General features: G+C 47.4%; 23 protein-coding genes and 1 pseudogene. 9 read left to right on the top strand and 15 right to left on the bottom strand.

Going from position 1 to position 25669, the window contains the following annotated elements; genetic code table 11:
- The first annotated feature begins 177 nt into the window (after positions 1–177).
- From DQM29_RS11955 to DQM29_RS11965, 3 genes are all read left to right on the top strand, one after another.
- Positions 178–894 (top strand): helix-turn-helix transcriptional regulator, encoded by a 717-nt coding sequence (locus tag DQM29_RS11955; RefSeq protein WP_111742079.1) that lies wholly within the window; start codon positions 178–180, stop codon positions 892–894.
- Positions 895–955: 61 nt separating this feature from the next.
- Entirely contained in the window at positions 956–1426 is a 471-nt protein-coding gene (locus DQM29_RS11960; protein WP_145960365.1) for a hypothetical protein, read from the top strand.
- 76 nt (positions 1427–1502) lie between these two features.
- Positions 1503–2222 carry a hypothetical protein gene (locus DQM29_RS11965; protein WP_111740905.1) on the top strand — a complete coding sequence of 240 codons (720 nt, stop codon included), beginning with the start codon at positions 1503–1505 and terminating at the stop codon, positions 2220–2222.
- Here the strand turns inward: DQM29_RS11965 and DQM29_RS11970 are convergent.
- The 5 genes and pseudogenes from DQM29_RS11970 to DQM29_RS18305 all read right to left on the bottom strand — a co-directional run bounded on the left by DQM29_RS11970 (position 2217) and on the right by DQM29_RS18305 (position 5295).
- A pseudogene (locus DQM29_RS11970) lies at positions 2217–3188 on the bottom strand (IS481 family transposase). The gene DQM29_RS11965 and the pseudogene DQM29_RS11970 sit on opposite strands and share 6 nt — an antisense overlap.
- A 602-nt stretch (positions 3189–3790) precedes the next feature.
- Positions 3791–4030, bottom strand: a complete 240-nt coding sequence (locus tag DQM29_RS18425; protein ID WP_232054905.1) for a DNA cytosine methyltransferase — start codon at positions 4028–4030, stop codon at positions 3791–3793.
- Positions 4027–4230 (bottom strand): hypothetical protein, encoded by a 204-nt coding sequence (locus tag DQM29_RS18295; protein WP_197708820.1) that lies wholly within the window; start codon positions 4228–4230, stop codon positions 4027–4029. The genes DQM29_RS18425 and DQM29_RS18295 overlap by 4 nt, the downstream gene beginning before the upstream one ends.
- A 48-nt stretch (positions 4231–4278) precedes the next feature.
- Complete coding sequence (locus DQM29_RS18300; protein ID WP_232054906.1) at positions 4279–4839, bottom strand: DNA cytosine methyltransferase; 561 nt, start codon at positions 4837–4839, stop codon at positions 4279–4281.
- Positions 4840–4947: 108 nt separating this feature from the next.
- The gene (locus tag DQM29_RS18305; protein WP_197708822.1) at positions 4948–5295 is read right to left on the bottom strand and encodes a DNA cytosine methyltransferase; all 348 of its coding nucleotides are present in this window, start codon (positions 5293–5295) and stop codon (positions 4948–4950) included.
- 276 nt (positions 5296–5571) lie between these two features.
- Between DQM29_RS18305 and DQM29_RS18310 the strand changes: the two genes are divergently transcribed.
- Positions 5572–6057, top strand: a complete 486-nt coding sequence (locus DQM29_RS18310) for a hypothetical protein (protein WP_197708823.1) — start codon at positions 5572–5574, stop codon at positions 6055–6057.
- Positions 6058–6146: 89 nt separating this feature from the next.
- Positions 6147–7043, top strand: a complete 897-nt coding sequence (locus DQM29_RS18315) for an MvaI/BcnI family restriction endonuclease (protein ID WP_197708824.1) — start codon at positions 6147–6149, stop codon at positions 7041–7043.
- A gap of 167 nt (positions 7044–7210) precedes the next feature.
- Here DQM29_RS18315 and DQM29_RS11985 read toward each other — a convergent pair whose 3' ends face one another.
- On the bottom strand, positions 7211–7498 hold the full coding sequence (locus tag DQM29_RS11985; protein ID WP_111740906.1) for a helix-turn-helix domain-containing protein: 288 nt from the start codon (positions 7496–7498) through the stop codon (positions 7211–7213).
- A gap of 162 nt (positions 7499–7660) precedes the next feature.
- Here DQM29_RS11985 and DQM29_RS11990 point away from each other — a divergent pair, with 162 nt between their 5' ends.
- The gene (locus tag DQM29_RS11990) at positions 7661–7963 is read left to right on the top strand and encodes a helix-turn-helix domain-containing protein (protein ID WP_111740907.1); all 303 of its coding nucleotides are present in this window, start codon (positions 7661–7663) and stop codon (positions 7961–7963) included.
- A 240-nt stretch (positions 7964–8203) separates the two neighbouring features.
- Here DQM29_RS11990 and DQM29_RS11995 read toward each other — a convergent pair whose 3' ends face one another.
- Entirely contained in the window at positions 8204–11413 is a 3210-nt protein-coding gene (locus DQM29_RS11995) for an autotransporter outer membrane beta-barrel domain-containing protein (protein WP_111740908.1), read from the bottom strand.
- A gap of 693 nt (positions 11414–12106) precedes the next feature.
- Here DQM29_RS11995 and DQM29_RS12000 point away from each other — a divergent pair.
- On the top strand, positions 12107–13234 hold the full coding sequence (locus DQM29_RS12000; protein WP_232054907.1) for a cyanate transporter: 1128 nt from the start codon (positions 12107–12109) through the stop codon (positions 13232–13234).
- On the opposite strand, the gene DQM29_RS12005 is transcribed toward DQM29_RS12000, so the two are convergent.
- Positions 13231–14181, bottom strand: a complete 951-nt coding sequence (locus DQM29_RS12005) for a LysR family transcriptional regulator (protein WP_111740910.1) — start codon at positions 14179–14181, stop codon at positions 13231–13233. The two genes, DQM29_RS12000 and DQM29_RS12005, sit on opposite strands and share 4 nt — an antisense overlap.
- A 368-nt stretch (positions 14182–14549) precedes the next feature.
- Between DQM29_RS12005 and DQM29_RS12010 the strand changes: the two genes are divergently transcribed.
- Together DQM29_RS12010 and DQM29_RS12015 are read left to right on the top strand one after the other, a co-directional pair.
- Positions 14550–15374 carry a helix-turn-helix domain-containing protein gene (locus tag DQM29_RS12010; protein ID WP_111740911.1) on the top strand — a complete coding sequence of 275 codons (825 nt, stop codon included), beginning with the start codon at positions 14550–14552 and terminating at the stop codon, positions 15372–15374.
- A 40-nt stretch (positions 15375–15414) separates the two neighbouring features.
- Positions 15415–16128, top strand: coding sequence for a transglutaminase-like domain-containing protein (locus tag DQM29_RS12015; RefSeq protein WP_111740912.1), 714 nt, complete (start codon positions 15415–15417; stop codon positions 16126–16128).
- 68 nt (positions 16129–16196) lie between these two features.
- On the opposite strand, the gene DQM29_RS12020 is transcribed toward DQM29_RS12015, so the two are convergent.
- The 7 genes from DQM29_RS12020 to hutU form a co-directional block, all read right to left on the bottom strand.
- Entirely contained in the window at positions 16197–17894 is a 1698-nt protein-coding gene (locus DQM29_RS12020) for an electron transfer flavoprotein-ubiquinone oxidoreductase (protein WP_232054908.1), read from the bottom strand.
- 47 nt (positions 17895–17941) lie between these two features.
- Positions 17942–18895 carry an electron transfer flavoprotein subunit alpha/FixB family protein gene (locus DQM29_RS12025; protein ID WP_111742081.1) on the bottom strand — a complete coding sequence of 318 codons (954 nt, stop codon included), beginning with the start codon at positions 18893–18895 and terminating at the stop codon, positions 17942–17944.
- 18 nt (positions 18896–18913) lie between these two features.
- The gene (locus DQM29_RS12030) at positions 18914–19672 is read right to left on the bottom strand and encodes an electron transfer flavoprotein subunit beta/FixA family protein (RefSeq protein WP_111740913.1); all 759 of its coding nucleotides are present in this window, start codon (positions 19670–19672) and stop codon (positions 18914–18916) included.
- 61 nt (positions 19673–19733) lie between these two features.
- On the bottom strand, positions 19734–21173 hold the full coding sequence (locus tag DQM29_RS12035) for a purine-cytosine permease family protein (protein WP_111740914.1): 1440 nt from the start codon (positions 21171–21173) through the stop codon (positions 19734–19736).
- Between the two features lie 129 nt (positions 21174–21302).
- The gene (locus DQM29_RS12040) at positions 21303–22442 is read right to left on the bottom strand and encodes an acyl-CoA dehydrogenase family protein (RefSeq protein ID WP_111740915.1); all 1140 of its coding nucleotides are present in this window, start codon (positions 22440–22442) and stop codon (positions 21303–21305) included.
- Positions 22432–23622, bottom strand: coding sequence for a CaiB/BaiF CoA transferase family protein (locus tag DQM29_RS12045; RefSeq protein ID WP_111740916.1), 1191 nt, complete (start codon positions 23620–23622; stop codon positions 22432–22434). The genes DQM29_RS12040 and DQM29_RS12045 overlap by 11 nt, the downstream gene beginning before the upstream one ends.
- A gap of 105 nt (positions 23623–23727) precedes the next feature.
- Entirely contained in the window at positions 23728–25398 is a 1671-nt protein-coding gene (hutU, locus tag DQM29_RS12050) for a urocanate hydratase (protein ID WP_111740917.1), read from the bottom strand.
- Positions 25399–25669 lie beyond the last annotated feature (271 nt).

Here is a 25669-nt window from a genome sequence, read left to right on the forward strand (position 1 = left end):
CGCGACCTGCTTCAGTTCTGTCTCTGAAAAAAATAGTTATTGTTAATCAGGATATTACTTAGTTATTTGCCTGGACGTTTTTTCTCTATTCCTCCTGTTACTACGACATATCCTGTCGTGCTCATGATTCATAATAACATCATTAAAAACAGTAAGTTATCCATGGACATTTTTCTGATGAACACTACATCGACTCGTTATGACCGGTTTGCCATCAGGCTGACACAGATTATCAGCCGGTTACTGTCAGGAGAGTCTCTTGACCTAAAAACCCTGGCAGAAGAGTTTGGAGTATCTGAACGAACGCTACAGCGAGATTTCCACCAACGATTACTCCACCTTAATATCGTTAGTGAGAATGGGCGCTGGCGACTTGATGGGAAACGCTTTACAGACAGTTCGTTAGATGTTCTGGCGTTTATGCGCAACACCGGAATCACTCAATTGTTTCCGTCACCTGATCGCAGGTTGATGCATTACCTCACGGGTGAAACGTCATATTCTCCCTGCCTTATCTGGTCTTCATCGCATTCTGACTCGGTTGTGTCATCAGAATGTTTTCAGCGACTGATACAGGCGATCTGTCAACAAAACTGTATTCATTTGCTGACTGGCAATGATTCTCACGCGGTCTTTGAACCTTATCGTCTTATTCACACGGAAGGAAATTGGTATTTAGTTGCCTGTCAGGCCGAAATAATCAGGGTTATTCCAGTAGCCAGCATCAACCAGGTGAAGTTAACCACAGAGAGTTTTGTGCGCAGAGATGACATCTGCCATCTCACTGCGTGTGAGCGGTTCATCTCATCCTTACCTCATGTTCCTTATATCCATGATGTAATGAACTCGGCTAATCATCGTTCATATAAAAAATATTATTCATCAAATAAATAGTAGTAAAAGAGGAGCAACTTCATCAATTAAGAATAATCTCCTCACTTAATCAGTAGGCTATATGAATATTGTAAAAATAAAAACATCTTTATATTTAATAATGTTGTTAAGCAGTTCTTCGCAGGCTGGTCAGGAAAACTGGGAGCTTAAATGTACACTTGATACTGGTGGGGTTATGACACTGAATCATAAAAAAGATACCGTATATATTACCTATAAATCACAGGATAAAAGTTCTGATAAAGGCAGCGTAGTCATCAAAATGGATACTAATTCAGGTGAAGCACAGCAGTCCATCACAGCAAATGATGTTACTGACAATAGAGTCTTTGTATTGCGAGGAACTAGAGAGAATATAGAAGGCGCTATGGCTATCACTTATGAAGAGTACAAAGGTCAGCCTGATGCTCATATCAGTGTCATGAACCCTATGGGTAAAGAAACTGAAAGTCACGCCTGTCTGACCGGTACGATTACTACCAGGAGTGATTTACTTTATACAGGTATCGAACATGCGCCCTTCATTCATTAAAACCAGATTAACCGTCTTATCAGGCCTGATTTAGTCAAGGCTACGTAATTTACCAAAACTTCAAAAGGAATCACTCATGTCTAAACAAAAAGTACTTACTGGATTGTTTATCGGCTGCTCAATATTTATTGTTGCTGGCTGTGATAATGTATCCGCTTCAGACAATCAGGAAATTATAAAATCACAGGTATTATCAAATATAGACTCAACCAGAACCCTGGGGACTGCATTAGAGCATCGCCAGCGATGTGAATCGTTTAAATGGGAAGATGGAGCCGATGAGCAAGGACGCCAAACTGTTACTTATACGTGTGATATGTCGGCATCTGCAACTAATAGTATCTGGAAAAGGGAAATGACTCGGTTTGCTAATGGCTACGCCAGTTTGATAGAAAGCGCAAAGCGCTCTATAGACCAATACAATGAGGCCTGTGTCGCCAATGGAAGTGATCCTTATTGCTTTAAGAAAGAAGCAGACAATTCAAAATTGAAAGAAGGTTTAAGTGCTGCTAAAAAACTGGCTGAAAATGAAACCATCAAAGTTAAGCAAGTTATTATCTGGAGCGTTTTACCTGGTACAGAACACCCCGTCCAACTGCTCTCAGCAAAATATTACTTTGATTTTAATAATGACTCCCAGAGCTGGGCCAGCCAACAAGGAGATAATCTTCTAAAAGACATTTACAACAACAATGAGAAAAATAACCCCATTATAGGTTTAATCAGCTACGAAGCAGCTAAAGTTAACTGTTCATACAGAGAAATTGCAGCCGCATGTAATTTGTGTGATTCATAGACATCGTTTCAATTTCTCAGCTCAAGTTCAAGTTTGTAATTTTGCTCCTGTACATGTTCTTCACTGGGCTGATAGCTTGTTTGGACGGCGTCAGAGTAAGGCGTTTGCTCAGCTAGCTCGAAGTAGCGCTCCATCGGTGTTTTACCGTTGTGTGCGCTATGAGGGCGCTCCCAGTTGTAGTAGTGCTGCCATTCCGCCAGTAGATCACTCAGGTCGTTAGCAGCCAAGTCTATGGTTGCGTAAAACTCAGCTTTATCTGTTTTTTGGGATCGCTCAACTTTGCCATTAAGATGAGGTGACGCAGGTTTATTCGGACGGAACTTGATGCCGTATTCTTTTAATTTTTCCTGCACCTTAACAGCAAAAAACTCTCTTCCCCGGTCCGTTTGGAACCGCTGTATTGGGAAAGGCATTTCTTCAATAACACAATCGATAAAATCCAATGTATTTGCAGCCGTGCGACGAGAGTAAAAGCCTTAGGACCCTGTATCGAGTGCAATCATCAATAGAAGTGTACTGATATAAACCGGGACCAATCTTGCAGGTATCCATCTGGACACGATCACCAGGAACAGGGCGTTCGTAGCGAATGAAGTCAGCTTTACGTCGGAACTTAACAACAGGCTTAACCTGGTTCTGGCAAAGAACCTTGTGGATCGTTGCTATAGCCAGAGAGATCGAATGAAGCCTTTTTAACTCGCTTTGAATACGTCTTGCACCCAGATTCCGCAGTGTTCGTAACTCCAGAATCAGAGCAATTTCGTCGGGGCCAGTCTTAGTTGATGGTGAATGTTTAGGACGACGGCTGTGGCTTTCCAGACCGGCTATACCCTGTGCCAGATATCTGCGCCACCATTTACGTAATGTGGGGCGAGAAATGCCGCAGCGACGACATACGAACCCCGCATCACCAGACGTCTCATAGAGTTTTACCCACTGTAACCGCTGCTGAATTTCCCTGTTCATAGTAAGGCATTATAGTGAAACGATGTCTATGAATCACACAAGTTAGTGATGACGTTGTGATTTCCCGACAAGAACTTTCAGATTTGTTTTTAGAGACGCTAGAGTTTACTCGTGTCCAAAAGCTTAGAAGGTCTCTTGCCAATCATGACCCCTCTCTTCATCTTGATTGATACAAATGGCTAGTGCCATACTGCTGTGACATTGATTCCCGTTACATTGCTCAAAAAATCAGACAGTTAGTATTTGGTGTCGCTTTCAGCTAGCTCTCCAAAATTCTCCATCGGTGATTACCAGAGTCATCCGATGAAGTCCTAAGAGCCCGCACGGCGCAAGCCCTGCGGGCTTTTTTGTGTGGAAATTTCGGATTCTGGTTCAACTCCTGCAGTTCAATAAATTTTAGAAAGCTCGTAACTATTAAAACTTATGAGCTTTTCTTTACAACGAGATTGCAAAATCTAACCCCATGAATTAATTATTATTTTATCTTTTCTGTAACATGTTAATTTTTATTTAATTTATTCAATAATTCACTAATACATTTACCTAGAGCTAGCCCAAGTAATGGTGGTACAGCATTTCCTACCTGAGTATATTGAGGAACCTCAAATTTTTCGCATCTGCCCACCTGTCGTTATTTTCGATCTAAAAATAAAGTTATCAGGAAAAGACTGAATTCTTGCCATCTCTCTAACAGTTAAAACTCTTAATTCACTTTTATCATAATGACAAGCATCATCAGGAATAGATAATGCAGCAGGTGCAGGTAAATTAGCATTCAATGCTTTTTGAGTTTGTTTTTTCGTTGGATGTGATTGTAAGTATTTAATAAATTCTGATTTCAATAAAACTTACCCATCTTATTGTTATCTTTCAAATAATCAAAATTTTTAAGCACATCCCATATAGAATCAGAGATCACACTATCGTTTCCCTTCAAAATATTAAAAACCGCTTTATTAATATTTTTATCATTACATTCTTGAAGCACTTGATATAGTCTTAAATCTTCTCTGGACATAGTAACTATTACTACGATACTCATGATTATAAATTCTATCTCGCTTTTGTAGTATAGTTGAAAAAGGTTTATTTAAATTATCACAAAAAATGATGATTTACTTGGTTTATTCATTTTTAGATCATCTAATGCCTCACTAACCGATACAGGCGTATGGCCGACTAAATGATGAAGAAATGATGTCTTAAATAAAGATAAATTATCATCTTTAGTCACATCAAAATAAGGCAATGTACCGAATATAGCTTCTTGTGGCTGCTTCTGTACCAACTGATAAAATACCTTAGATTCTTTAAATAGTTTTAATTCTGAATCTATAGTTGAAAAAGTTTTCTCTAATTCTTCAAAAATATCATGACGAATTGCAATCATAATAAAGCGAGGTCTATTTTGAGGAACTCCGGCAAATCGAGCATTAACATGTAAGCATAAAGGAATATATTTCTTAGTAGCAAAAACTTTCGCAACTTCAAACCAGGCGTGAAATAAATTATCATTTTTATCTTTAAAAGCTCTTAAAATACCAGTGACATTCTCTAACACTGCTATTTTAGGTTGAACATGTTCAACAAAGCTGGCAAATTCCCACGGCAGGGTATTTTTATCACTATCCTTTTCTCTTAATCCAGCCATACTAAAACTCTGGCAAGGTGGCCCTCCGGAAACTAAATCGACCCATTTACCATTAAATCCATTCCGTATTGTATCCAATAGCACTTTGTTATTTTTTAAAATATTTATTTAATTGAATAATATTACTATAATTAAATTACCTTTTAATAACTCTACATTCGGTGGCAAATCAGTATTTGTTACTGAATCAATCGGATATTGAAAAGGATTTTCTCTTAAGCGTTGTGATAGTGTATCGAATTGACTGCTAATCCAAAAGGCATGTTTAGGCTTATGGTTATCTTTCGCCATTTGCTGAAAATCTTCATTAAAAAAATTATATGCAAATGTCTCTGCAGCCATTGGTGACAATTCATTAGCTAGCAGGAGTTCAAAACCAGCCTTGTCTAACCCTAATGATAGTCCCCCGCAACCAGCAAATAGCTCTATATGATTGAATTTATTTTTCTTTTTCAATATACACCTATATAAATAAACAGTACTACGATAAAGCACATTCTAATCTAAAAAAAAAGAAATGTCCAGGCGGCTATGGTGAGTTTAGTTGACTTTTTCGAGGCGCCTCGATAATCTGAAAATCAGGCTTAGAGAGAAGCCTTCAGCCCAAGTTAGTAAAGACCCTTTGCGTCCTCTCTGTAATGACTAGTTTCAACTTGCACTTTTAACTTATTTATGGGCAGTAAGTTTGGTGTATGTATCTATTTGAAACTTTTTTGTTACAGAGAGGCATACATGTCCAAACAAATTCTAGTTACGCGTTCACAATATGAACGATTCAAACAACGTGCTAAACAATTAAAAAAACAAAGCAACACTCTCAGTTTAGATGATGCATTACAAATAGTTGCCAAAGAAAATAAATTTGGTAATTGGAAAGCTATAACTAATGCCTATAAATTAAATCAAAAATTATCTATTCCAACTCCCAATGTTTCGATAAATTTCATTCACGATGAAGATATTGAATTAAGTGAAGATGAAGAGCAAGATATAAAAAATGAGCGTCACCAAGATCTTGATGATGAAATAAAATTAAAAGTCATTAATAATAAAAAAGAGCTAGCTCAACTTGCCATTGAGTTTTCTATATTTGAGCCTACAACCACTGGCCTTAAAAAAGCATTTTGGACTCTACCTCTCCTATTAGAACACACTTTGAACTTACAAAATTTCATTTTTATGAACAACAGAAACAAGGAGCTGATGAATATGGTGTAAAAAAGCATGCCTACTTTGTCACACCAACTGAACTAATCGAGTCGCAAGTTAGTTTATATCGGCCTAAAACAAAAAAAGGCGATCCTAGAATGTGGTTTACAGGTCTAGGAAAATTTGCACCTGCCGGTTCTCAAGTTGCAATTGTTGTTTTTAAAGATAGTCTTTATTTAATTAATCTCAGTGAGATAAACTTAAAAAATGAATTGCAACACTCAAATGAAATAAAGAAATTCATCAATGAATATCTACATGAAAATAACTCCATTGCAGATGAGCTTTTAAGTAAGTTAAAAGAATTGGCAAAGCATCCTATTCGGGCAACTCATCAAGGAGATACTGCGATTGGAATGTCAATCGAAAAGGCATTAGGAATCGCAGCCAACTCGAGCAAACTCCCCGATTACAAAGGCATTGAGCTAAAATCAGGACGTAATTCGTCAAAGAATCGCTCAACTTTATTTGCTCAAGTAGCTCAGTGGGATATCAGCCCATATAAGAAAAGTGCTGAAATTCTGGATAAATTTGGCTATTTCCGTGAAAAAGATTTTAAACTCTATTGTTCCGTTAGCAGCCAAAAACCGAATAGCCAAAGTCTTATATTTAAAATGGACAAAGATGAATTACAAGAATGGTCAATAAAAATTGATAATGGAGAAACAAAACATAAAGAACATATCGCAAGCTGGAGCGGCTCTCTCTTAAGAGAACGTTTAAAAGAAAAGCATGCTGAAACTTTTTGGATAGAAGCATCAAGTACATTTATTGATGGCACTGAATATTTTCAGTTACTCTCAGTAACTCACACAAAAGCACCATTATTAAACCAACTAATGCCATTAATTGAAAGTGGTGTTATTACAATGGATCATCTTATTAAGCGCTCAGGAAAAAATAATAGAGTAAGTGAGAAAGGTCCATTATTTAAAATAGATCAAAAAAACTTTGATCTTTTATTTCCCGAACCAATAAAATACAAACTTATTTAAATGTTAATCGATGCATACTAAACCAAGATTTTTAGTATGCATTTCTTTCATAGTTACTTATTTTTATAAAACTTTAATAATCAATCAAATATCGAAGATTGGATCTTAGAAATATTACGAGATAACCTCTGAACTCGTGGCCTTTCCTTACTTATTAAATCCCCCCATCACCCCGAAGCAATCAACACCCTACTCCCCGGATTACTTTTCTTAAACCGATGATACTGCAAAATCAATTCCGCAAGATCGTCATCAACCGCATAGAAATACGCTTCTGGTACATCAAGCGCCGTAGCTAGCCTACAGACCAATTTAAAATCGGGAGAATGGACTTCCTTTTCATATGAACTAATACGAGCGCTTGCCGACTCCTCATCCAAGCCAGCGCGAACACCGAGTTCTGCCTGTGTCAGGCCTGCACTTACTCTTGAAATTTTCAGTCTTTTCCCAATCACAGCAGTAACCTAATTCCTGTTTACATGCAGAAATTATCCGCCTACGAACTCCGCCCCTCTTCATGCATTCCCTTATAAATTCATGTATTACTTTAATTTGAGTTAAATCAAGAGCATTATTCAAGAGTTGTATGATTTATCACGGTTTAACAAGGAAAATATATGAATAAACAAACAGCCATAGACTGGCACTCTGCCGACGTTATCGCAGCGCTAAAAAAGCGGGGCACCAGCCTAGCAAAACTCTCACGAGAGGCAGGTCTGGCCTCTTCAACGCTGGCAAATGCTCTGGTACGCCCATGGCCAAAAGGCGAGTGGTTAATTGCAGCAGTAATAGGGCTTCATCCCGAAGAGATTTGGCCCAGCAGATACGTTAAAGAAAGACAAAAGCGAGCGCCAAAATCACCACTTCCGATATGTATTTGTATCCCCGAAGACAGCACCAACACACAACAAACTGAGTAGTGAAAAGAAAATGCATTAACCAACTTGTCGGGAGTTCTATCTTAAATAAAACAGTGGGGGCTGTTTATATTTACACAACCAGATCAAAATCCTACTGCTCTTTTCCTCTTAAGCTCTTCTTCCCTTCCTGATATTATCCAAATAAATAGAGGGCATTTCCCATGAAAACACCCCCTATCTATTAGGTAACCTTTAGGCTCACGTCAATAAAGCGCTACCCATCATGTCGGCAACCAACAATCAAAAACTATACTTAACCCCAATCGAAGCCTGAGAATCGCGATACCCTTTATCACCAACCTGCTGGGCGACGCTGCCCCATACGTTTAGCCGGTTGTTAAAGTTGCTTTCAATACCTACTTTGGCTTCTCCAATGTTGCGTGTACCTGTTTGATAATCAGATACATCGTTCATTGTCACACCGAAGTTCTTTGTATTGTGTAGCCAGTTAATCTCAACAAACGGCTGCAGTGTTCGGCCGGTCTGAGCATCCACCTTACTCTGTGCCTGACGATAGGCGCGCAGGCCTAAACGCGTGGACAGGTTATCGCCGTTACCAGTGACTCTTGTGCCGTTCGCTTCATAGTGCTTATCAGCATGAACACCCATCCACGTCACCTGCGCTTTTGGCTGTAGCCAATAGCTTACGCTATCGCTCTGGCTTAGATTAAAGCTGTATCCCGCTTCAATCGACGCTGACCATCCTTTGGAGTGGTATTTCTCTTCTGAAAGCCCATCGCCCTGAACGGAGTTATTAAACCAGGCGTGCTGTATCCAGCTGTCAACATATAGTCCGGACTTATCCTGCTGGTTGGCATACCAAGTGCCGTATACCCCGAGCGAATAGCCGTCCACTCTGTTTTTGGACTTGTAAGCGCTGTATTGAGCATCCGTATGGCCACGCGCATAGCCATAGCCCGCCATAACGCCTAAATGGAAACGGTCTAAGCCAGTCTGGCTCCACTGAGCGATATCGCCCCCCAGCTGCACTACGTAGCGATTAGTCTGCGTTTTCGCTTGGCCGGACTGCGTTTTGCTGCGATTGTGCCCGCCTTCCTGACGCAGCCACATGCTGGTGACTTTCGCCTCACCGGTTAAATAATCGGTATACTGTGTTTCACCTAACCTATCGTGCAAACGGGAGAGGAATAGCGTATTGGCTGACGCCAGGTTTGCAATATAGCCCCCGATTTCAGGGCGTATGACATGAATACCCCCACCGCTATTCCCCTCTTCAGGCTGAGATGGAGTTGCAGGATCTGTGGGGTCAGTAGGATCTGTCGGTCCCGTTGGGTCTGTTGGGTCTGTTGGATCTGTCGGATCTGTTGGGTCAGTGGGATCCGTCGGCTCTTCATAAAGAGCGCTGGTTAGATACCAGTTCTTGCCCGATTTAGCGACGCGATACTCATAAGCGCCGGCAACGACGCGGTTTCCAAGCGCAAAGGTACCGTCGGACTCCCCAGCAACCGTAATAATTTCAATGCCATCGGTAGTTTGTGTACCGCTGCCGTTGTAGTTATTAACGAATAGACTGGTTGTGCCTGAAGTATTTCCGCCTACCACGAGCCTGTCTGTTTCAGAGTCATCATCACCCAATGCGGTATTAAGGGTTAAGCTTCCACCGCCGTGATAGTTACCATTCACTGTCAGCGTTTTAAATGTTCCATTGTTATCAGGAGACAGAAAAGCAACCGAGCCGCTATTTGCAAGCGTTAACAGTGTCGAACTGTCAGTGATATTCCACTGGCTAGTATCGTTGATGGTCATACTATCAACGTAGGGCGTCCGGCCAGTGAATGATGACCCATGACTCAACGTCACGCCTAAAGAGGCGCTAGCATTATTGGATTGAGAAATAATATCGCCGAAAATATGTGAATTATCGGCAGTGATATCCACCGTGCCTGACTGTACCGCTGAGCTTAAATCACTCACGTTGATAGCGACACCGTCTACACCACCCGTACGACCAATAAGCGTGGAGTTATTCAGGTTCAGAGCTAACGAACCGCTTTGATTCTGAATGGCATAGCCATCCTGCGCCTCAATATGGCTATCGACGATCTGTAAGCTGTTGGCATCGCTGGTATTCGCGGTATTAAAAACAATGCCGTGGCTATTATTCCCGGTCACATTCAATAAACTGTCATTCAGCTTAACGTTAGCGCCATTTTGTACCCGCATTCCGGTAGATGAGTCACCATGGATTTGTGCATTAACGCGATCCGCATGCAAAATGCTCTCGGCTTCTTTGGCAAAAAGCCCCGTTGCGTTTTCGCCGTAAGCCGTTAGTTGGACATTATTAAGATAAATCTGTGAACCGGCAGACTCAGATCTCACGCCGTAGCTATTCGCACCGTCAGCGTTAAGCGTGATACTGATATCAGACGCCGTGATCTTAGTGGGTGCTATGGCATCACTATTATTGTGATGGGCATACAGCGCGTTGCTGTTATTGCCAAAGGTGATAATTTCACTATTATCGGCTAACAGTATCTGACTACCGTTTTCCATAGATACCGCGTTACCACTACTGCCGCGCATCTCTATTTTGGTATTACGGACTTCCGATATTTCCTGACTTTTATTCGCATATATCCCCTTAGTGCTATTTCCATGGGTGATAATATGTGAATTATCCATCAAGAGCTGGGAACGACTAATTAGCCAAACGCCGTAACCAATAGTGGCATCCCTTTGCGTTTCAATGGTTACATTATCAAAAATGCCTTTAGAGGCCTGAGTCTGGTTTGGTTGCGTAATATTTGAATCCCATGATAGCGCGGAACCATAGTTGCCTATCCCGTGAATATACGTATTCCGGGCAGTGATCAGCGCACCATTGCGTGCATTGAAACTGGTTCCAGCACTAAGAAACGTTATATCAGAATCAGTGACGTGAGTGCTTGAACCAATTCCCCTCGTATTCAATCCATGCCTCTGAGCAATCATCTCAGTATTATGAAATTTGGCTGTCGCACCATTAACCACTTGTATAATATAGTTAAAAGTCTCTATCTTGGAGTCAGATATATCAACAAGCGTATCCGAACCATATGCATAAATAGCCCGAGTGCTGTCTGCTGTCCAATAGCCATTACTGGGATTTAGATGATTGATCGTTGCGCCCGTCAGAAATACCTTGCCGCCATTGGTAACGTTAATAGCTGCGGAGTCTCTATTAACAGTACCGCTGGGGTGAGTCACAGAAATAAGGACGCCGTCTCCGGTAATCGTTCCCGTGCCTGTCGCACTCAATGCCAGCCTGCCGTTAGCCAGCAGGTGCTGCTCATTGGGGGTTAAAGTAATATCTTGCCCGTTTGCGGCGCTGACGGTTGTGGTTACAGCCGCATAAACCTGAGGAGAAATGAGCGCAGTGGCGATTGCTGAGGCAACAGCAGCCATTTGAAAGCGTTTTTTATGGCGACGAAGTGCGGGTGTATAGTCCATTAGTATTGATATCCTTATCCATCATGGTTTATTTAAATCTTTATAATCAGTGTGCTATTTATTATTTTTATAAATTATTAACAATTTCCAATGCAATGATTAAATAGAAATACTATATCAATGTAGTTTAAAGCAACCCATTAGTCAACATATTTAAATTTTTAACAAAAGAATGGAATCGATAATTCCACATAAAAGAAAAGAACAATTAAAATTAAATTATAGAATAAAATCAATTAGATAATAAAATTCAGTTTGTTGTAACAACGTTAATCAATATTCAATGCACTGTAATAAAGGCCGCATTTTCACACGTATTTTCCAATATTTTAAGAAGATAAGAATCATATTGAAAAATATGAACTCCACTAATTAAATCTAAACACTTCAAATATACAACACTATGAAAGCTCAGGCGATGTCTAAAAAAACAATGCATTTAAATGAAAAAAGATCTCCTAAAAAAGGTTACTCTGCCTTGATATCAAGCTCCTCAGATAGGGCTCACATCATAGCAACTCAAAAAGTAGATACGAGTATTTAACACTCCGATGCGTCTCAATGAATAAGTGAGGTTTAATAGCCTATCCCCGACGAGAAGGAAATACGTATATGCTAACTACACCGTTAAGGTTGAGTGGATTACTCATTCTACTTTCGCTCGTGCTAATAGGGCTAAACCTTAGGCCGTCAATGGCGGCTATTGGCCCGATGCTAAATTCAATACGCTCGGATATTTCACTCACGTTCACCATGGCTTCACTGCTGACAATGCTACCCGTGTTTGCCATGGGTATCGCGATGTTTTTCGGTATCAACTTAAGTAACCGAATGGGCGAACATCAACTTATTGCCTATTCGTTAGTTCTCATCGCCGGTGCAACACTTTATCGCTACTATGCCCAAAACGCTGAAAACCTCTTAGCCACTGCGGTTGTCGCAGGTTTGGGAATTGCCCTGATTCAAGCAACTGTGCCTAAAATTATTAAAAGCCGATTCCCTAACTCTATCGAGCTCTATATGGGGGTATACGTCACCGCTATTATGGGAGGTGCTGCATTATCAGCTTCGGCATCACCATTTATTGGAGAGTACAGTTCAAACTGGCGTGTGGCGCTGTCGGTGTGGGGATGTTTAGCAGTACTGGCTCTTGTTTCATGGTTTACCGTTAAACAATATATTGGCTCAACGCTACGTAAAGCCAATCGCACCGTTCCCCAAAATCCACCTGCTTTTTACAAGAGCTCTAGAGCTTGGATATTAGGCATTTTCTTTGGTTTAGGAACCTCTGCTTACACGTGCGTACTCGCCTGGCTACCTCCTTACTACGTTGATCTTGGATGGCAGGATAAAGAATCAGGGCTAATTTTAGCCTTCTTAACTTCTGTAGAAGTGTTGGCTGGCTTAGCAATACCGGCGATTGCAAGCCGCAGTAAAGACAGACGTGGAACTCTATATTTCCTCTTGCTCTGTATTATTGTTGGCTTTAGCGGACTGATGATTAAGCCAGAGTCACTCGCTTTAGTGTGGGGCATCCTGCTTGGCCTAGGAATTGGCGGGCTATTTCCGATGAGTTTAATTACTGCTATGGATCACATTGAAGACCCGACTCAGGCAGGCCAGCTAACGGCATTTGTACAGGGTATCGGCTATATGATTGCGGCGATGTCGCCTCTTGTGGCTGGCTATATTAAAGATACTTACTCAAGCTTTACCACCGCTTGGGCGATACTCGCAGTGATTGCAGGCGTGATGATATTTATCGCTCACAGATTCAAACCCGCTGACTATGGCAAGTATTTTGCCAAGGTAACGGATTAACCTTCACCGATCTTCTGGCAGGCGAGAATAATCTGTTTTCTGAGCCACTGGTTGGCAGGGTCATTTGAAGATGTCTCACTCCAAAGCATATCGACATCAAAACCCAGCAGCTCTTTTGGCGCTTTTCTGCAATGTAGAGAAGCGTGCTGGTTCGAGAGCTTGTGATAAATCTTATGTGGCAGCAGCATCATCATCTCCGAAGACGTCAGCATTTTCAGGCCCGAATAGTAGCCATTGGCTTTAATGGTGACATTTCGTTGAATATTTTGCTTTTTTAATACACTGTCAACCATGCAGTGATTCTCTAACCACGGAGAAGGAAAAACTTGCTTATAGTGAACCAGCTCTTCAATAGTGAGTTGTCCCTCTGGCTGTGCGATATCACCCCCAAAGACGGCCAACAGCTCATCATGCAAGATAGACTGACTGCATAGACTATTGGGGTACTCAATGCCCGGCGTTTTTAACACGATGCCGATATCAATCTGGCGGTTTTTTATCTCTTCAAAGGGGATCTTTGTTTCAGGACGAACGACGTCTATTTTGATTTTTAACCCTTCTTTGAGGATCTCTTCTATCAGAAGAGGAATAACCAAAATTTCAAAATACTCGGGAGAGAAAATAGTAAATGTTGTTTCATATTCCTTTGGCAAAAAATACTGTTTCTCATCAACGCAAAGGGATATTTTGTTCAGAATATCCTCTATATATTTAATGATACTTTCTGATTTCGGCGTTGGCTTCATTCCGCCTTTCGAACTAATAAAAAGCTCATCATCGAATGCAGCACGAAGGCGCTTAAGGCTATAGCTGACAGAGGACTGGCTTAAAAATAGTATTTCCGCCACTTCAGTCACGCTTTGATGGGTATATAAGTGGTAAAAAATCTCTAAAGCCTGAAAATCAAGCTTTCTTAATTTCTGCCGAAGTGCAACTTTCTTACCCACTCTTCCCCCTGCACGTTTAAGAAAATGGCTATATCCAAAGTTGAATCCCCATCAGCACAGTATCCATTATTTATACCGCATTAACCAAACGCATTCCCCATCAGCATAAAAAAGAAAGGCCGCTTACCTACATGGCGGCTCCCTGCTTGGCACACGGTGACTCCGTCTCGTTTAACGCCGAACTGTTAGCTGCTATACCGCTATTCACACTGCTCCCACTCAAAGAGTTAGCTCCCTGACACCAACCGTAGCCTCCGGTGCCGTAGCCCTTCACTGTACGGTCAGCGCTGGTTTTAAATAAGCAAAAGAAGTTGTTGAGACATAGCTCCCCCTTCTTTCTGACGTACCCCACTATACTCAGCAAACCAATGAACAATCAGCGCGGTTCCCCAATGCGTCCACTCACTACCGGCAAGATTTACGCTTCCGACGACCACTTTTTGCTGGTTAACCCTCCCTTTAACATACAAAAACATCGGCATCAGTTTCTGCATCTGTTTATCAGCCTTAGTGACGCTCCCCTTTCTTTTCACATTGCGCAGCAGGAGGTGACTGGCCTCGGCATTATGCTGCAGTCCAACACTGAACACGCTATCGACTTAAACGCCTCACCGCCCTGTGCCTTTTTATTGGTCGATCACACTTCTCGCCTGGGGCTGACGTTAAAAGCCCACTCATTAAAAGCATCGGAAAACCCCTACGCCGTCTTACCCACAAAGACCGCCGACGCCCTCAGGCTTCTCTTTTGTTCAATTTTAGAAACGGCAGTGGATGCAGAGAGCTACCATTCCCAGTGGCAGCAGCTTTATCACATCATGGGTATCGCCAGCGGTAAGAACTCACATCGCGTTCCCGACAGGAGAATTAGTAAAGCACTAGACATACTGAACGCTGAGGGAGTTTTTCATCTGACTTCGGCTCAAGTTGCCGACAGGGTTTATCTGTCCCCCAGCCGCTTTTCCCACCTTTTTAAACAGCACACCGGCAGCACGTTAAAAAGCTATTTGCTGTTTAAACAGCTGCTCAGCGCGCTGAGCGCCATCACTCAAGGCCAGAGCGTCACCGTTGCCGCAGTTAACGCTGGGTTTGATTCCCCCTCTCATTTATCCAACAGCTGTAAAAGGCTCACTGGCCTTCAGCCTAGTCTCCTGCATAAAGTCAGCGGTTTTTTGCAAGTTTCACGCTACCACTAGGGCTACATTGAAATCTCTCAAGACCCTAAGGAGGCAGCAAATGAAAGACTATCTGCAAGAAACTCGATTATTAGATTTTAATCACCCTGCTATCCAACAGCTGATTGCCGACAGACAGTGGCAAAACCTCAGCGAGCAACAGCAAATCCTGCAGGCCTATAATTTTGTTCGCGATGAGATCCCGTTTGGCTTCAACGTAAACGATACCCTCAGCGCCTCCACCATCCTGCAAGAGGGACTGGGTCAGTGCAACACCAAAACCATCCTGTTTATGGCGCTCTTGCGTGGGCTCAATATTCCCTGCCGCCTACACGGTTTCACTATCGATAAGCAGCTACAGGCCGGCATTATGAATGACGATGTCTATGAGGCCATGCCTGATGAAATCGTCCACACCTGGGCCGAAGTCTATTTCAATCAGCGCTGGTACAACATGGAGGGGCTTATTCTCGACCTGCCTTACCTCACCGGGCTACAGCGCAAGTTTGCAGACCAAACGGATACGTTCTCCGGCTACGCGGTCGCAACGCCAAACCTGCAGCAGCCGCCAGTTTACTGGAACGGCAACAATGACACCTATATTCAAAAAGAGGGTATCGTGCAGGACTTCGGCACATTCGATTCGCCGGATGAATTTTTTGCCCAGTACACACAGAATATGAGCGAAGAAAAAATGAGGCTGTTTGGCGAACGCTTGCGCCACGATATTAACCGCAGTATTGCCCAAATCAGGAAAAGCGCCAGCGATACGTAACCCAAACCAAAGACCCGTAACCGCTACGGCTGCGGGCCTTTCTGATAGCAGAGACGACGTTTCCTCTGCTACATCCCCTGATAAAGCGGCCCTTCTCCCCCCTGTGGCGCGGTCCAGGTAATATTCTGCGTCGGGTCTTTAATATCACAGGCTTTACAGTGCAGGCAGTTCTGCGCATTAATTTGTAGGTAAGGCTGTTCCTGCTCGTGCAATATTTCATACACCCCTGCCGGGCAGTAGCGCGTTTCCGGCGCGGCATACTTCGTTAGGTTAACGGTAATAGGGATCCTGCGGTCTTTCAGCTTCAGGTGGCAGGGCTGCTCTTCCTGATGGTGGGTATTGGATAAAAATACCGAAGACGGGCGGTCGAAAGTCAGAACGCCGTCAGGCTTTGGGTAGTCAAGCGGAACATAGTTCTCTGCCGGTTGCAGAGCCTGATGATCTTCTTCTGTAAGTTTCAGCGTCCAAGGCGATTTTCCCTTAAGCAGAAGCTGCTCCGCGCCAAACAGCGCCGAGCCAAGATAGAGCCCTTTTTTCATATAGGGTTTGAAATTGCGTGACTGATAAAGCTCTTTGTATAGCCAGCTTTCTTCAAAACCGCGTTGATAAACGCTCGACAGCGTGGCGTCATCCGCCAGCGTCTGCCCCTGCTGTTCAGCAGCCTGTAGGGCTTCAAACGTCGCTTGGGCAGCCAGCATGCCGCTTTTTACCGCACAGTGACTGCCCTTAATGCGCGCCGCGTTAAGGAACCCGGCGTCGTCCCCTAACAGGGCACCGCCTTTAAAACTCAGCATCGGCAGGGAAGACAGTCCTCCGGCCACCATGGTTCTGGCGCCGTAGCTAAGCCTTTGCCCATGCTGTAAACAGGCACGGATTTCCGGATGCGTTTTCAGCCTCTGGAACTCCTCGAACGGTGACAAATAGGGGTTGGCGTAGTTCAAACCAACCACCAGCCCGATGGCCACCAGATTGTCACCGTAGTGATACAGGAAGCCGCCGCCGTAAGTGTCCGCCCCTAGCGGCCACCCTGCACAGTGGATAACCAAACCCGGCTGATGCTGTTCTGCGGGAATTTGCCACACCTCTTTTAATCCCAATCCGTAAGTCTGCGGCGCGCTGTCGCAATCCAAAGCAAAGCGCTCGATCAGCGTTTTTCCCAACTGCCCCCGACAGCCTTCGGCAAACAGCGTCGCCTTCGCCAACAGGTTAATCCCCTGCTGATACTGTGCTGTGGGCTGACCAGCCTTATCCAACCCCATATCGCCAGTGGCCACGCCGATAACCGCGCCGTCATCGCTATAGAGCACTTCTGTACCGGTGAATCCGGCATAAATCTCTACGCCCAGCTGCACAGCCTGTCCGGCAAGCTGCTCACAGACCACGCCCAGGCTGCCAATCACATTGCCGTGATTCTTAAAGCAGCCCGGCAGCATCCACTGAGGGATAGACGTCGCCCGCTGAGCCCCCAGAAAGAGAAAGCGGTCTTCACTCACGGGCGTTAGAGGCACGTTCAGCGACTGCTGCCAATCGGGAATCAGCTCATTCAGGCCAATCGGGTCAATAATCGCGCCGGAAAGAATATGCGCGCCAATGCTGGCACCTTTATCGATCAGGCAGACGGAAAGTGAATACTGATGCTGCTGCGCCAGCTGTTTAAGGCGAATCGCCGCAGCCAGCCCGGAAGGCCCGCCGCCGACAATCACTACGTCAAACGACATGCTCTCCCGCTCAGGCTGCTCACTAAGGTTCTGTTGACTGATATCCATACTGCCTCCCGATCGCAAAAAAGGTCTACCACACAGAGCACAGGTCTTTACGCCAGCGCTTTTTCCAGCTCGGGCAGCACCTGAAACAGGTCGCCGACAATGCCGTAATCCGCAATCTGGAAAATCGGCGCGTCCCGGTCTTTATTGATGGCGACAATAAGCTTGCTCTCTTTCATGCCTGCCAGATGCTGGATAGCGCCTGAAATGCCCACCGCGATATAGAGCTCGGGAGCCACGATTTTGCCCGTCTGCCCGACCTGATAGTCGTTTGGCACGTAGCCCGCATCAACGGCGGCTCTTGACGCTCCCACGGCGGCGCCCAAGAGGTCAGCAATGTTCTCAATCAGCTGGAAGTTCTCTTTTGAACTCAGCCCTCGCCCGCCGGAAATCACAATGTTAGACGCCGTCAGCTCTGGCCGAGAAAGAGACGTTAGCGACTGGCTCACGTAGCGGGTCAATCCGCAGACCGGCGCAGCGCTTACCGCCTTAACTGGCGCGGACTGTTCGCTACGCTCAGCGGCAGGAAAGGCAGAACAGCGAGCGGTCACCACCAGCTGGCCGCCGCAATTTTGTACAGTTTCTAGCGCATTGCCGGCATAAACGGGTCGAACAAACGTGTTTTCATCGAGTACATCGGTAATATCCGATACTTGAGCCACGCCCAGCGTCGCGGCAAGTCGAGGCGCAATATTCTTACCGTATCCGGTGGCGGGAAACACCACGTGACTAAAAGCCGCCGCCAATGGTGCAATGGCTTCTGTCACCTCTTCCGCCAGCTGGCTGGCATAGTGTTCAGCGTCGCACACCAGCACCTGACTCACGCCGGCAATATTGCGCCCCATCTCCGCCGCCCCTTGGCACTGATAGCCGACAACCAGCAGCTGGATAGTCTCCTCCTGCCCTCCGGCTATTTTCTGCGCCGCAGCTACCGCATTCAGCGTGCTGCTCTTTAATGCCTGATGGTCGTGTTCGGCAATCACTAAAATCGTTACGTTACTCATTTTCTGCATCCCCTTACATCAAATTGCTTTATGTTCTTTTAATACCGCTACCAGCTGCGCCGCGTCCTCTAGCCACTCACAGCGAGCGCTACGCTTGGCGGGCTCAGAAACCCGCAGCGTCGTCAGCTGCCCAGAGGGGGAAAAATCAAGCGATGCCAGCGAGAGTATCTCCAGAGGTTTGCTCTTGGCCTTCATGATGTTGGGCAGGCTCGGATAGCGCGGCTGGTTAAGGCGCAGATCCGCCGTCACTACGGCGGGCAACGACAGGGAGAGAGTTTCCAGTCCGCCGTCAACTTCTCGCGTCACCTCAAGGCGCTCGGGCTCAGTAACAGCCACTTTTGATGCACAGGTCGCCTGGCTGCACTTCAGCAAAGCCGCCAGCATTTGACCGGTCTGATTTTCATCGTTATCAATCGCCTGCTTGCCCAGCAGAATAAGCTGCGGCTGAACCCGTTCGCTGACGATTTTCAGCAGTCTGGCGACGTCCAGCGGCGCCAGCGGTACCGCCTCGGCGTTCTCAATGAGAATCGCCCTGTCTGCCCCCAATGCCAGCGCGCTGCGCAGAGTTTCTTGAGCGGTTTTATCACCAATAGACACCGCAACGACTTCACTCGCCAGTCCGGCCTCTTTCAGGCGAACCGCCTCCTCCAGTGCAATTTCATCGAAGGGATTGATGGCCATTTTGACGTTCGCCAGCTCAACGCCGGAGCCGTCGGCCTTGACGCGTATTTTAACGTTATGATCGATAACTCTTTTTATGCCAACTAGAATTCTCATTGAACGCTCCTTCACGTTTAGTGCTTGCACAGAGAGCCAAGGGCACTGGCTGTCCGCTCAGTTAACGGTGTTCCGGCAGAATCAGCTTAGCGGCAATCGACGGTCGCCAAATCTTGGTCGCCGCGTAATACACCGCGCCCGTCACCAGCAGGCCGACAATCCAGGAAATATCAGTACCGCCCAGACTCTCTACCAGAGGGCCGGTATAAAAGTGAGTGGCGATAAAAGGCAGCTGAATAACCACTCCCAGCAGATAGGTGAAAATGCCGACCAGATTCCAGCGGCCGTATCGCCCGTTGGGATCGGACAGCGCCGGCAGGTCATAGCGGCCTTTAGTCACTAGGTAGTAATCCACCAGATTAATGGCGCTCCATGGGGTAAAAAACGCCAGCAGGAACAGTAAAAAGGCAGTGAACAGTTTCAGAAAGGCATGCTGCCCCAGCAGAGCCAGCAGCGTGGAGAACCCCACCATGGCGATGATAAAAAACAGCCTCAGCCGGGGGGTAATCTGATGCTTACCGCTAAAGCCGCTGACGATGGTCGCCAGCGACATAAAGCTGCCGTAGGCGTTAAGGGCGGTGATGGTCACTTTGCCAAAGAAAATGCCAAAGTAGAGCAGCGCCGCAATCAGCCCAGTGCTGCCGAGGCTAACGATATACGACACTTCATGCCCGGCAAACTGGTCTCCGGCAATGGCGGCAGCAAACACCCCCAGCACCATCGAAGCCTGAGTGCCAATCACTGTTCCCAAGCCTACCGCCAGAAACGCCTTTCCCGTTGGCGTCTTGCTGGGCAAATAGCGAGAGTAGTCCGCTACATAAGGGCCAAAGGCAATCTGCCAAGAGGCGGACAGAGAAACCGCCAGCAGAAAGTTGGTTATTGTAAAGTGACGATTAGCCAACAGCGCCTGAATATCGTATCCGTACAGTATTTTGAAAAAGAGATAGAAGAAGATGACGATACCCACCACGCTGGCGACTTTCCCCAACAGATGGATAACGCGATAGCCGCAGACCGTGATGCCGATAATCACTACGCCAAAAATCATCACCCCCAGCTTGTCGTTAACGTTGGCCAACTGGGCAATTGCCTGCCCCGCCAGCACGGTTCCCCCTGCGGAAAACCCTACGTACATGGTGCACACCAAAATAATCGGCAGCACCGCGCCGTAAACGCCAAACTGCACGCGGCTTGAAATCATCTGCGGCAGGCCGAGCTTCGGCCCCTGCGCGGCGTGCAGCGCCATCACGCTGCCCCCCAGCACCTGACCGATAAACAGGCCGATGAGCGACCAGAAAACGTCACCGCCGAGCACCACCGCCAGCGCACCGGTCACGATGGCGGTAATTTGCAGGTTAGCCCCAAACCACAGGGTAAACTGGCTGAACAGGCTGCCGTGCCGCTCGGACTCGGGAATATAGTCAACGGATCGCGACTCAATCAGTGGCGCGCTCTGGGACGAATAGGCTGTCTCTTGCTGCGGGTTATCAACAATAGCCATGATGCGTGCTTCCTCTCGTTATCGAACGGATTCGGGAATGTTGCCTTTTCTCGTGCCTCTCCGGACACTGTAGTTCTTCGAGCACTCTTCCCTGCGGCCCATCTGGCTATGGCGCAACCCCGGCTGCGCCTATCGGGTATTCAACAAACTGCGAGAAATAATGATTTTCTGAACTTCAGAGGTACCCTCAAAGATGCGCAGAATGCGCGCATCGCGCACGTAGCGCTCTAGCGGCAAATCCCGAATGTAGCCATAGCCGCCGTGCAGCTGCAGCGCAGCATCGGTAATAAATCCGGCGCACTCGGCGGCAAACAGCTTGGCGGTGGCGGAGTCGAGGCTAAAGCGCTCACCGCTGTCGCGTTTTTCAGCGGCCTGCCAGGTCAGCATGCGCGCCGCCTGTAGCTGAGTGTGCATGTCTGCCAGCCGCCACTGGGTGCCCTGATAGGCGCCAAGAGGCTTAGGACCAATCTGCCTGTCCTGTATCCACTGTAGGCTGCTTTCCATCGCCGCTCGGGCAATACCGAGGGACATCGCAGCCACCTCTACCCGACCGCGGTCCAATACTTCCATCGCCGTTGCAAACCCCTGCCCCTCTTTTCCCAACAGCGCTGAATCAGGCAGACGACAGTCGAGGGCAAGCTCATAAATAGTGCTGCCGCGCAGGCCCATGGTTTTTTCCGGGCTGGAAAAAGCGATCCCTTCGGTGCCTTTTGGGATCAGAAACGCGCTGATGCCGTTGTGGCCTGCGGAAGGATCCGTTTTGGCGTACAGCACAATAAAGTCCGCTTCGCGAGCGTTGGTGATGTAGTGCTTATTGCCCTGAATGTGCCAGCCGTCCTCTTCCCGCTTGGCGACGGTGCGCATGTCAGCGGGGTTAGAACCCGCTGCCGGTTCCGTTAACGCAAACGCTCCCAGCAGTTCACCGCTGGCGGCACGAGGCAGCCAGTGACTCTTTTGCTCTTCAGTACCGCCAATCAAAATCGAGTCTGTCGCTAAAAAGTGAGCCGTCAGCGCCGATGCCGTTGAGGCACAGGCCGCGGCAATAGCCTCAACCGCCTGACTCATCGCTACGCTGCCGACGCCAAAGCCGCCGTAGGCTTCCGGCAGGTTAATGCCCATACAGCCCATTTCTCCCAGCGCCGTCAGGCTTTCCTGACAGAAGGTTTCGCTCTCGTCGTAGCGCTGAGCCTGGGCTTTCAGAACGTCTCGAGAAACGTTTTCGATGGCATCAACAATGGCGCGCTCTGTTTCATTGATTTCAAAGCTCATGGGTAGCTCCTGTTAAAGAAGGATGGGCTGAAAAGCCGTACTCGTCGTTAGCCTCCCCCAGCGTCGGCGCTCGGGTGACGGCGTGCGGCTTATAGCCGTTAAAAAATACCGGCTGAACCACTAGGGGGTTGCCCCTGTCGTCAGGCTGTACTAGCAGTTGGCGAACCTGGGCGTGTTCGCTCTGCGTCACCTGAGCCAGATTGTGAATAGGAGAAGCGGGTACGCCCGCATCCAGCAGCAGATCGCACAGCGCGTCGACGCTAAATGTCGATGTCCAGCGTTCGATGTACTGCCTTAACTGCTTTTCGTTCTGCGTCCGGCTGCCGTCGTCGATAAAGCGGGCATCGCTCGCCAGCTCAGGCTGCTCCATGCACTCGCACAGGCGCTGGAACAGGCGCTGGCTAGCGACGGCAATCACTACCTGACCGTCAGCGGCGCGGTAAGTGTCAAACGGCGTTGAAACCGGATGGCGGTTACCGATAAGCCCCGGCGCCTGACCGTGAGCAAACAGATTCGACAGGCCAGTGACCTGCATACTCACCAGCACGTCCAGCATGGCGACGTCGATATACTGTGCGTCAGGATGGTGGTGCTCTCGGGCAAACAGCGCGCTGCTCACCGCCCAGGCGGCATAAACGCCCGCACACACGTCTCCCAGCGACTCACCGCTGCGCGTCGGGCCAGTTTCCGGGAAGCCGGTGACGCTCATCAAACCGGACATCGCCTGTGCGACAATGTCGTAAGCCGGGCGCGTCGACAGCGGGCTGTGCTGACCAAAGCCAGAAATACTGACGTAAATCAGCCGCGAGTTGTGCTGCCGGAGAGTATCGAAATCAATGCCCAGTCGCTGAGTCACGCTGGGGCGAAAGTTTTCTACCACCACGTCGGCTTCAGCAACGAGGCGATACAGGTGCTGGCGGTGTTCCGGGCGCTTAAAGTCCAGCTCGATGCTCCGTTTGCCGCGATTAATAAGCCCGTAATAGACGCTCTCACCGTCAAAAAACGGCCCTAGGTGCCGACTGTCGTCGCCGTGCTCTGGCGCTTCGATCTTAATCACCTCGGCGCCCAGATCGGCCAGCATCGCTGTACAGTAAGGCCCTGCCAGCACTCGGCTTAAGTCGAGAACCCGTATGCCGCTCAGCGGGCGATAGCCTTCGGTTTGCTGTGTTTCTTTATTCATTTTGCTCAATGCTCCGCAGAGTAAAGCCGAACGGTGTATGTACCTGAAGCTCAACCGCCTTTCTATAGAGCCGAAAAGGCGGCTGTCTCACTGGTAGAATTGCTGCTATTTCTCCATCGGCAGGTGTAACCCCTGCTCTTTGGCGCACTGGCGGGCAATTTCATAGCCCGCGTCAGCGTGGCGCATCACGCCGGTTGCCGGATCGTTGTGCAGCACACGGGCAATGCGCTCGTCGGCCTCGTCAGATCCGTCACAGACAATCACCATGCCGGAGTGCTGAGAGAAGCCCATACCGACACCGCCGCCGTGGTGCAGTGACACCCAGGTCGCACCGCTAGCGGTATTGAGCAGTGCGTTAAGCAGCGGCCAGTCGGACACCGCGTCAGAGCCGTCTTTCATTGACTCTGTTTCGCGGTTCGGGCTGGCGACGGAGCCAGAGTCCAGATGGTCGCGACCGATAACGATCGGCGCAGACAGCGTGCCGTTGCGCACCATTTCGTTGAAAGCCAGCCCAAGACGAGCGCGCTGCCCCAGCCCTACCCAGCAGATACGTGCAGGCAGGCCTTGGAAGCTGATACGCTCCTGCGCCATATCCAGCCAGCGGTGCAGGTGCTCATCGTCTGGGAGCAGCTCTTTCACCTTGGCATCGGTTTTATAGATATCTTCCGGATCGCCAGACAGCGCAACCCAGCGGAACGGGCCAACGCCGCGGCAGAAAAGTGGACGAATGTAGGCAGGAACAAAGCCCGGGAAGTCAAAGGCGTTCTTAACGCCCATTTCCAGAGCCATCTGGCGAATGTTATTGCCGTAGTCAAAAGTGGGAACGCCCTGTTCCAGGAAAGCCAGCATGGCTTTGACGTGTTCAGCCATAGACTGCTTGGCGGCCTGAACGACCACAGCAGGCTCCGTTTTCGCTCTGGTCACGTATTCCTGCCAGCTCCAGCCTTTGGGCAAATAGCCGTTGAGCGGATCGTGGGCGCTGGTTTGGTCAGTGACTAGATCGGGACGCACGCCGCGCTTAACCAGCTCGGGCAGCACATCGGCCGCGTTAGCGCACAGGGCAATCGAAATGGCTTTTCCTTCTGCGGTGTACTGCTTCAAGCGCGCCAGCGCGTCGTCAAGATCGCGCGCCTGTTCGTCGACATAGCGCGTCTTCAGACGGAAGTCGATGCGGCTCTGCTGGCACTCCACGTTCAGAGAACAGGCTCCGGCAAGGGTTGCCGCCAGCGGCTGAGCCCCACCCATCCCCCCCAAACCCGCTGTCAAAATCCAGCGACCGCGCAGGCTGCCGTTGTAGTGCTGGCGAGCCGCTTCAACGAAGGTTTCATAGGTACCCTGCACAATCCCCTGACTGCCGATATAGATCCAGCTGCCCGCAGTCATCTGGCCGTACATCGCCAGCCCTTTGGCATCCAGCTCGTTGAAATATTCCCAGTTTGCCCAGTGAGGCACTAGGTTGGAGTTTGCAATCAGAACCCGAGGCGCATTGCGATGGGTGTTAAACACGCCCACCGGCTTGCCTGACTGTACCAGCAGGGTTTCGTCCTCGTTCAGGTCTTTTAGCGTTTCAACGATCTTGTCGTAGCATTCCCAGTTGCGCGCCGCCCGGCCAATACCGCCGTAAACCACCAGCTCGTGCGGGTTTTCGGCCACTTCCGGATCGAGGTTATTCATCAGCATCCGTAAAGGCGCTTCGGTCAGCCAGCTTTTGGCCGTAAGTGTATTCCCCTGAGGTGCGCGCACGTCGACGCGGCGAAGACGATTTTCAGCAGTCATAACGGTGTCCTTTAGGTTTCGGATAAAAAGGTTTCGGATAGCTATGTTTCAGATAAAAGTCAGCGACGGCTGCCTATAGCCGATCGGTTAATTTGAAACATTTACGCAACATAAATAACCAATGATTAATATATACTTGTATATACAAGCTAGCTCAATAAAATTTTTATGCTGCAAGAGTGGGAAGAAAACCTGCCGGACACGATAAGCGTAGTTGAAATTAGATTAGAAATTACAATTAATTAAAATTAACTTTAGAATGGAAAAATGC

The organism is Leminorella richardii (assembly GCF_900478135.1).
Taxonomy (GTDB): domain Bacteria; phylum Pseudomonadota; class Gammaproteobacteria; order Enterobacterales; family Enterobacteriaceae; genus Leminorella; species Leminorella richardii.

Coding starts and splice junctions, on each gene's coding strand:
- DQM29_RS11990 (WP_111740907.1), top strand. CDS start 7,661: ATGAATAAACAAACAGCCATAGACTGGCACTCTGCCGACGTTATCGCA.
- DQM29_RS12010 (WP_111740911.1), top strand. CDS start 14,550: ATGAACAATCAGCGCGGTTCCCCAATGCGTCCACTCACTACCGGCAAG.
- DQM29_RS11965 (WP_111740905.1), top strand. CDS start 1,503: ATGTCTAAACAAAAAGTACTTACTGGATTGTTTATCGGCTGCTCAATA.
- DQM29_RS12040 (WP_111740915.1), bottom strand. CDS start 22,442: ATGAGCTTTGAAATCAATGAAACAGAGCGCGCCATTGTTGATGCCATC.
- DQM29_RS12045 (WP_111740916.1), bottom strand. CDS start 23,622: ATGAATAAAGAAACACAGCAAACCGAAGGCTATCGCCCGCTGAGCGGC.
- DQM29_RS18300 (WP_232054906.1), bottom strand. CDS start 4,839: ATGGCTGGATTAAGAGAAAAGGATAGTGATAAAAATACCCTGCCGTGG.
- DQM29_RS12000 (WP_232054907.1), top strand. CDS start 12,107: ATGGCGGCTATTGGCCCGATGCTAAATTCAATACGCTCGGATATTTCA.
- DQM29_RS12030 (WP_111740913.1), bottom strand. CDS start 19,672: ATGAGAATTCTAGTTGGCATAAAAAGAGTTATCGATCATAACGTTAAA.
- DQM29_RS11955 (WP_111742079.1), top strand. CDS start 178: ATGAACACTACATCGACTCGTTATGACCGGTTTGCCATCAGGCTGACA.
- DQM29_RS12015 (WP_111740912.1), top strand. CDS start 15,415: ATGAAAGACTATCTGCAAGAAACTCGATTATTAGATTTTAATCACCCT.
- DQM29_RS11995 (WP_111740908.1), bottom strand. CDS start 11,413: ATGGACTATACACCCGCACTTCGTCGCCATAAAAAACGCTTTCAAATG.
- DQM29_RS12035 (WP_111740914.1), bottom strand. CDS start 21,173: ATGGCTATTGTTGATAACCCGCAGCAAGAGACAGCCTATTCGTCCCAG.
- hutU (WP_111740917.1), bottom strand. CDS start 25,398: ATGACTGCTGAAAATCGTCTTCGCCGCGTCGACGTGCGCGCACCTCAG.
- DQM29_RS18295 (WP_197708820.1), bottom strand. CDS start 4,230: ATGAGTATCGTAGTAATAGTTACTATGTCCAGAGAAGATTTAAGACTA.
- DQM29_RS11960 (WP_145960365.1), top strand. CDS start 956: ATGAATATTGTAAAAATAAAAACATCTTTATATTTAATAATGTTGTTA.
- DQM29_RS12025 (WP_111742081.1), bottom strand. CDS start 18,895: ATGAGTAACGTAACGATTTTAGTGATTGCCGAACACGACCATCAGGCA.
- DQM29_RS18310 (WP_197708823.1), top strand. CDS start 5,572: ATGTCCAAACAAATTCTAGTTACGCGTTCACAATATGAACGATTCAAA.
- DQM29_RS12020 (WP_232054908.1), bottom strand. CDS start 17,894: ATGGATATCAGTCAACAGAACCTTAGTGAGCAGCCTGAGCGGGAGAGC.
- DQM29_RS18315 (WP_197708824.1), top strand. CDS start 6,147: ATGTGGTTTACAGGTCTAGGAAAATTTGCACCTGCCGGTTCTCAAGTT.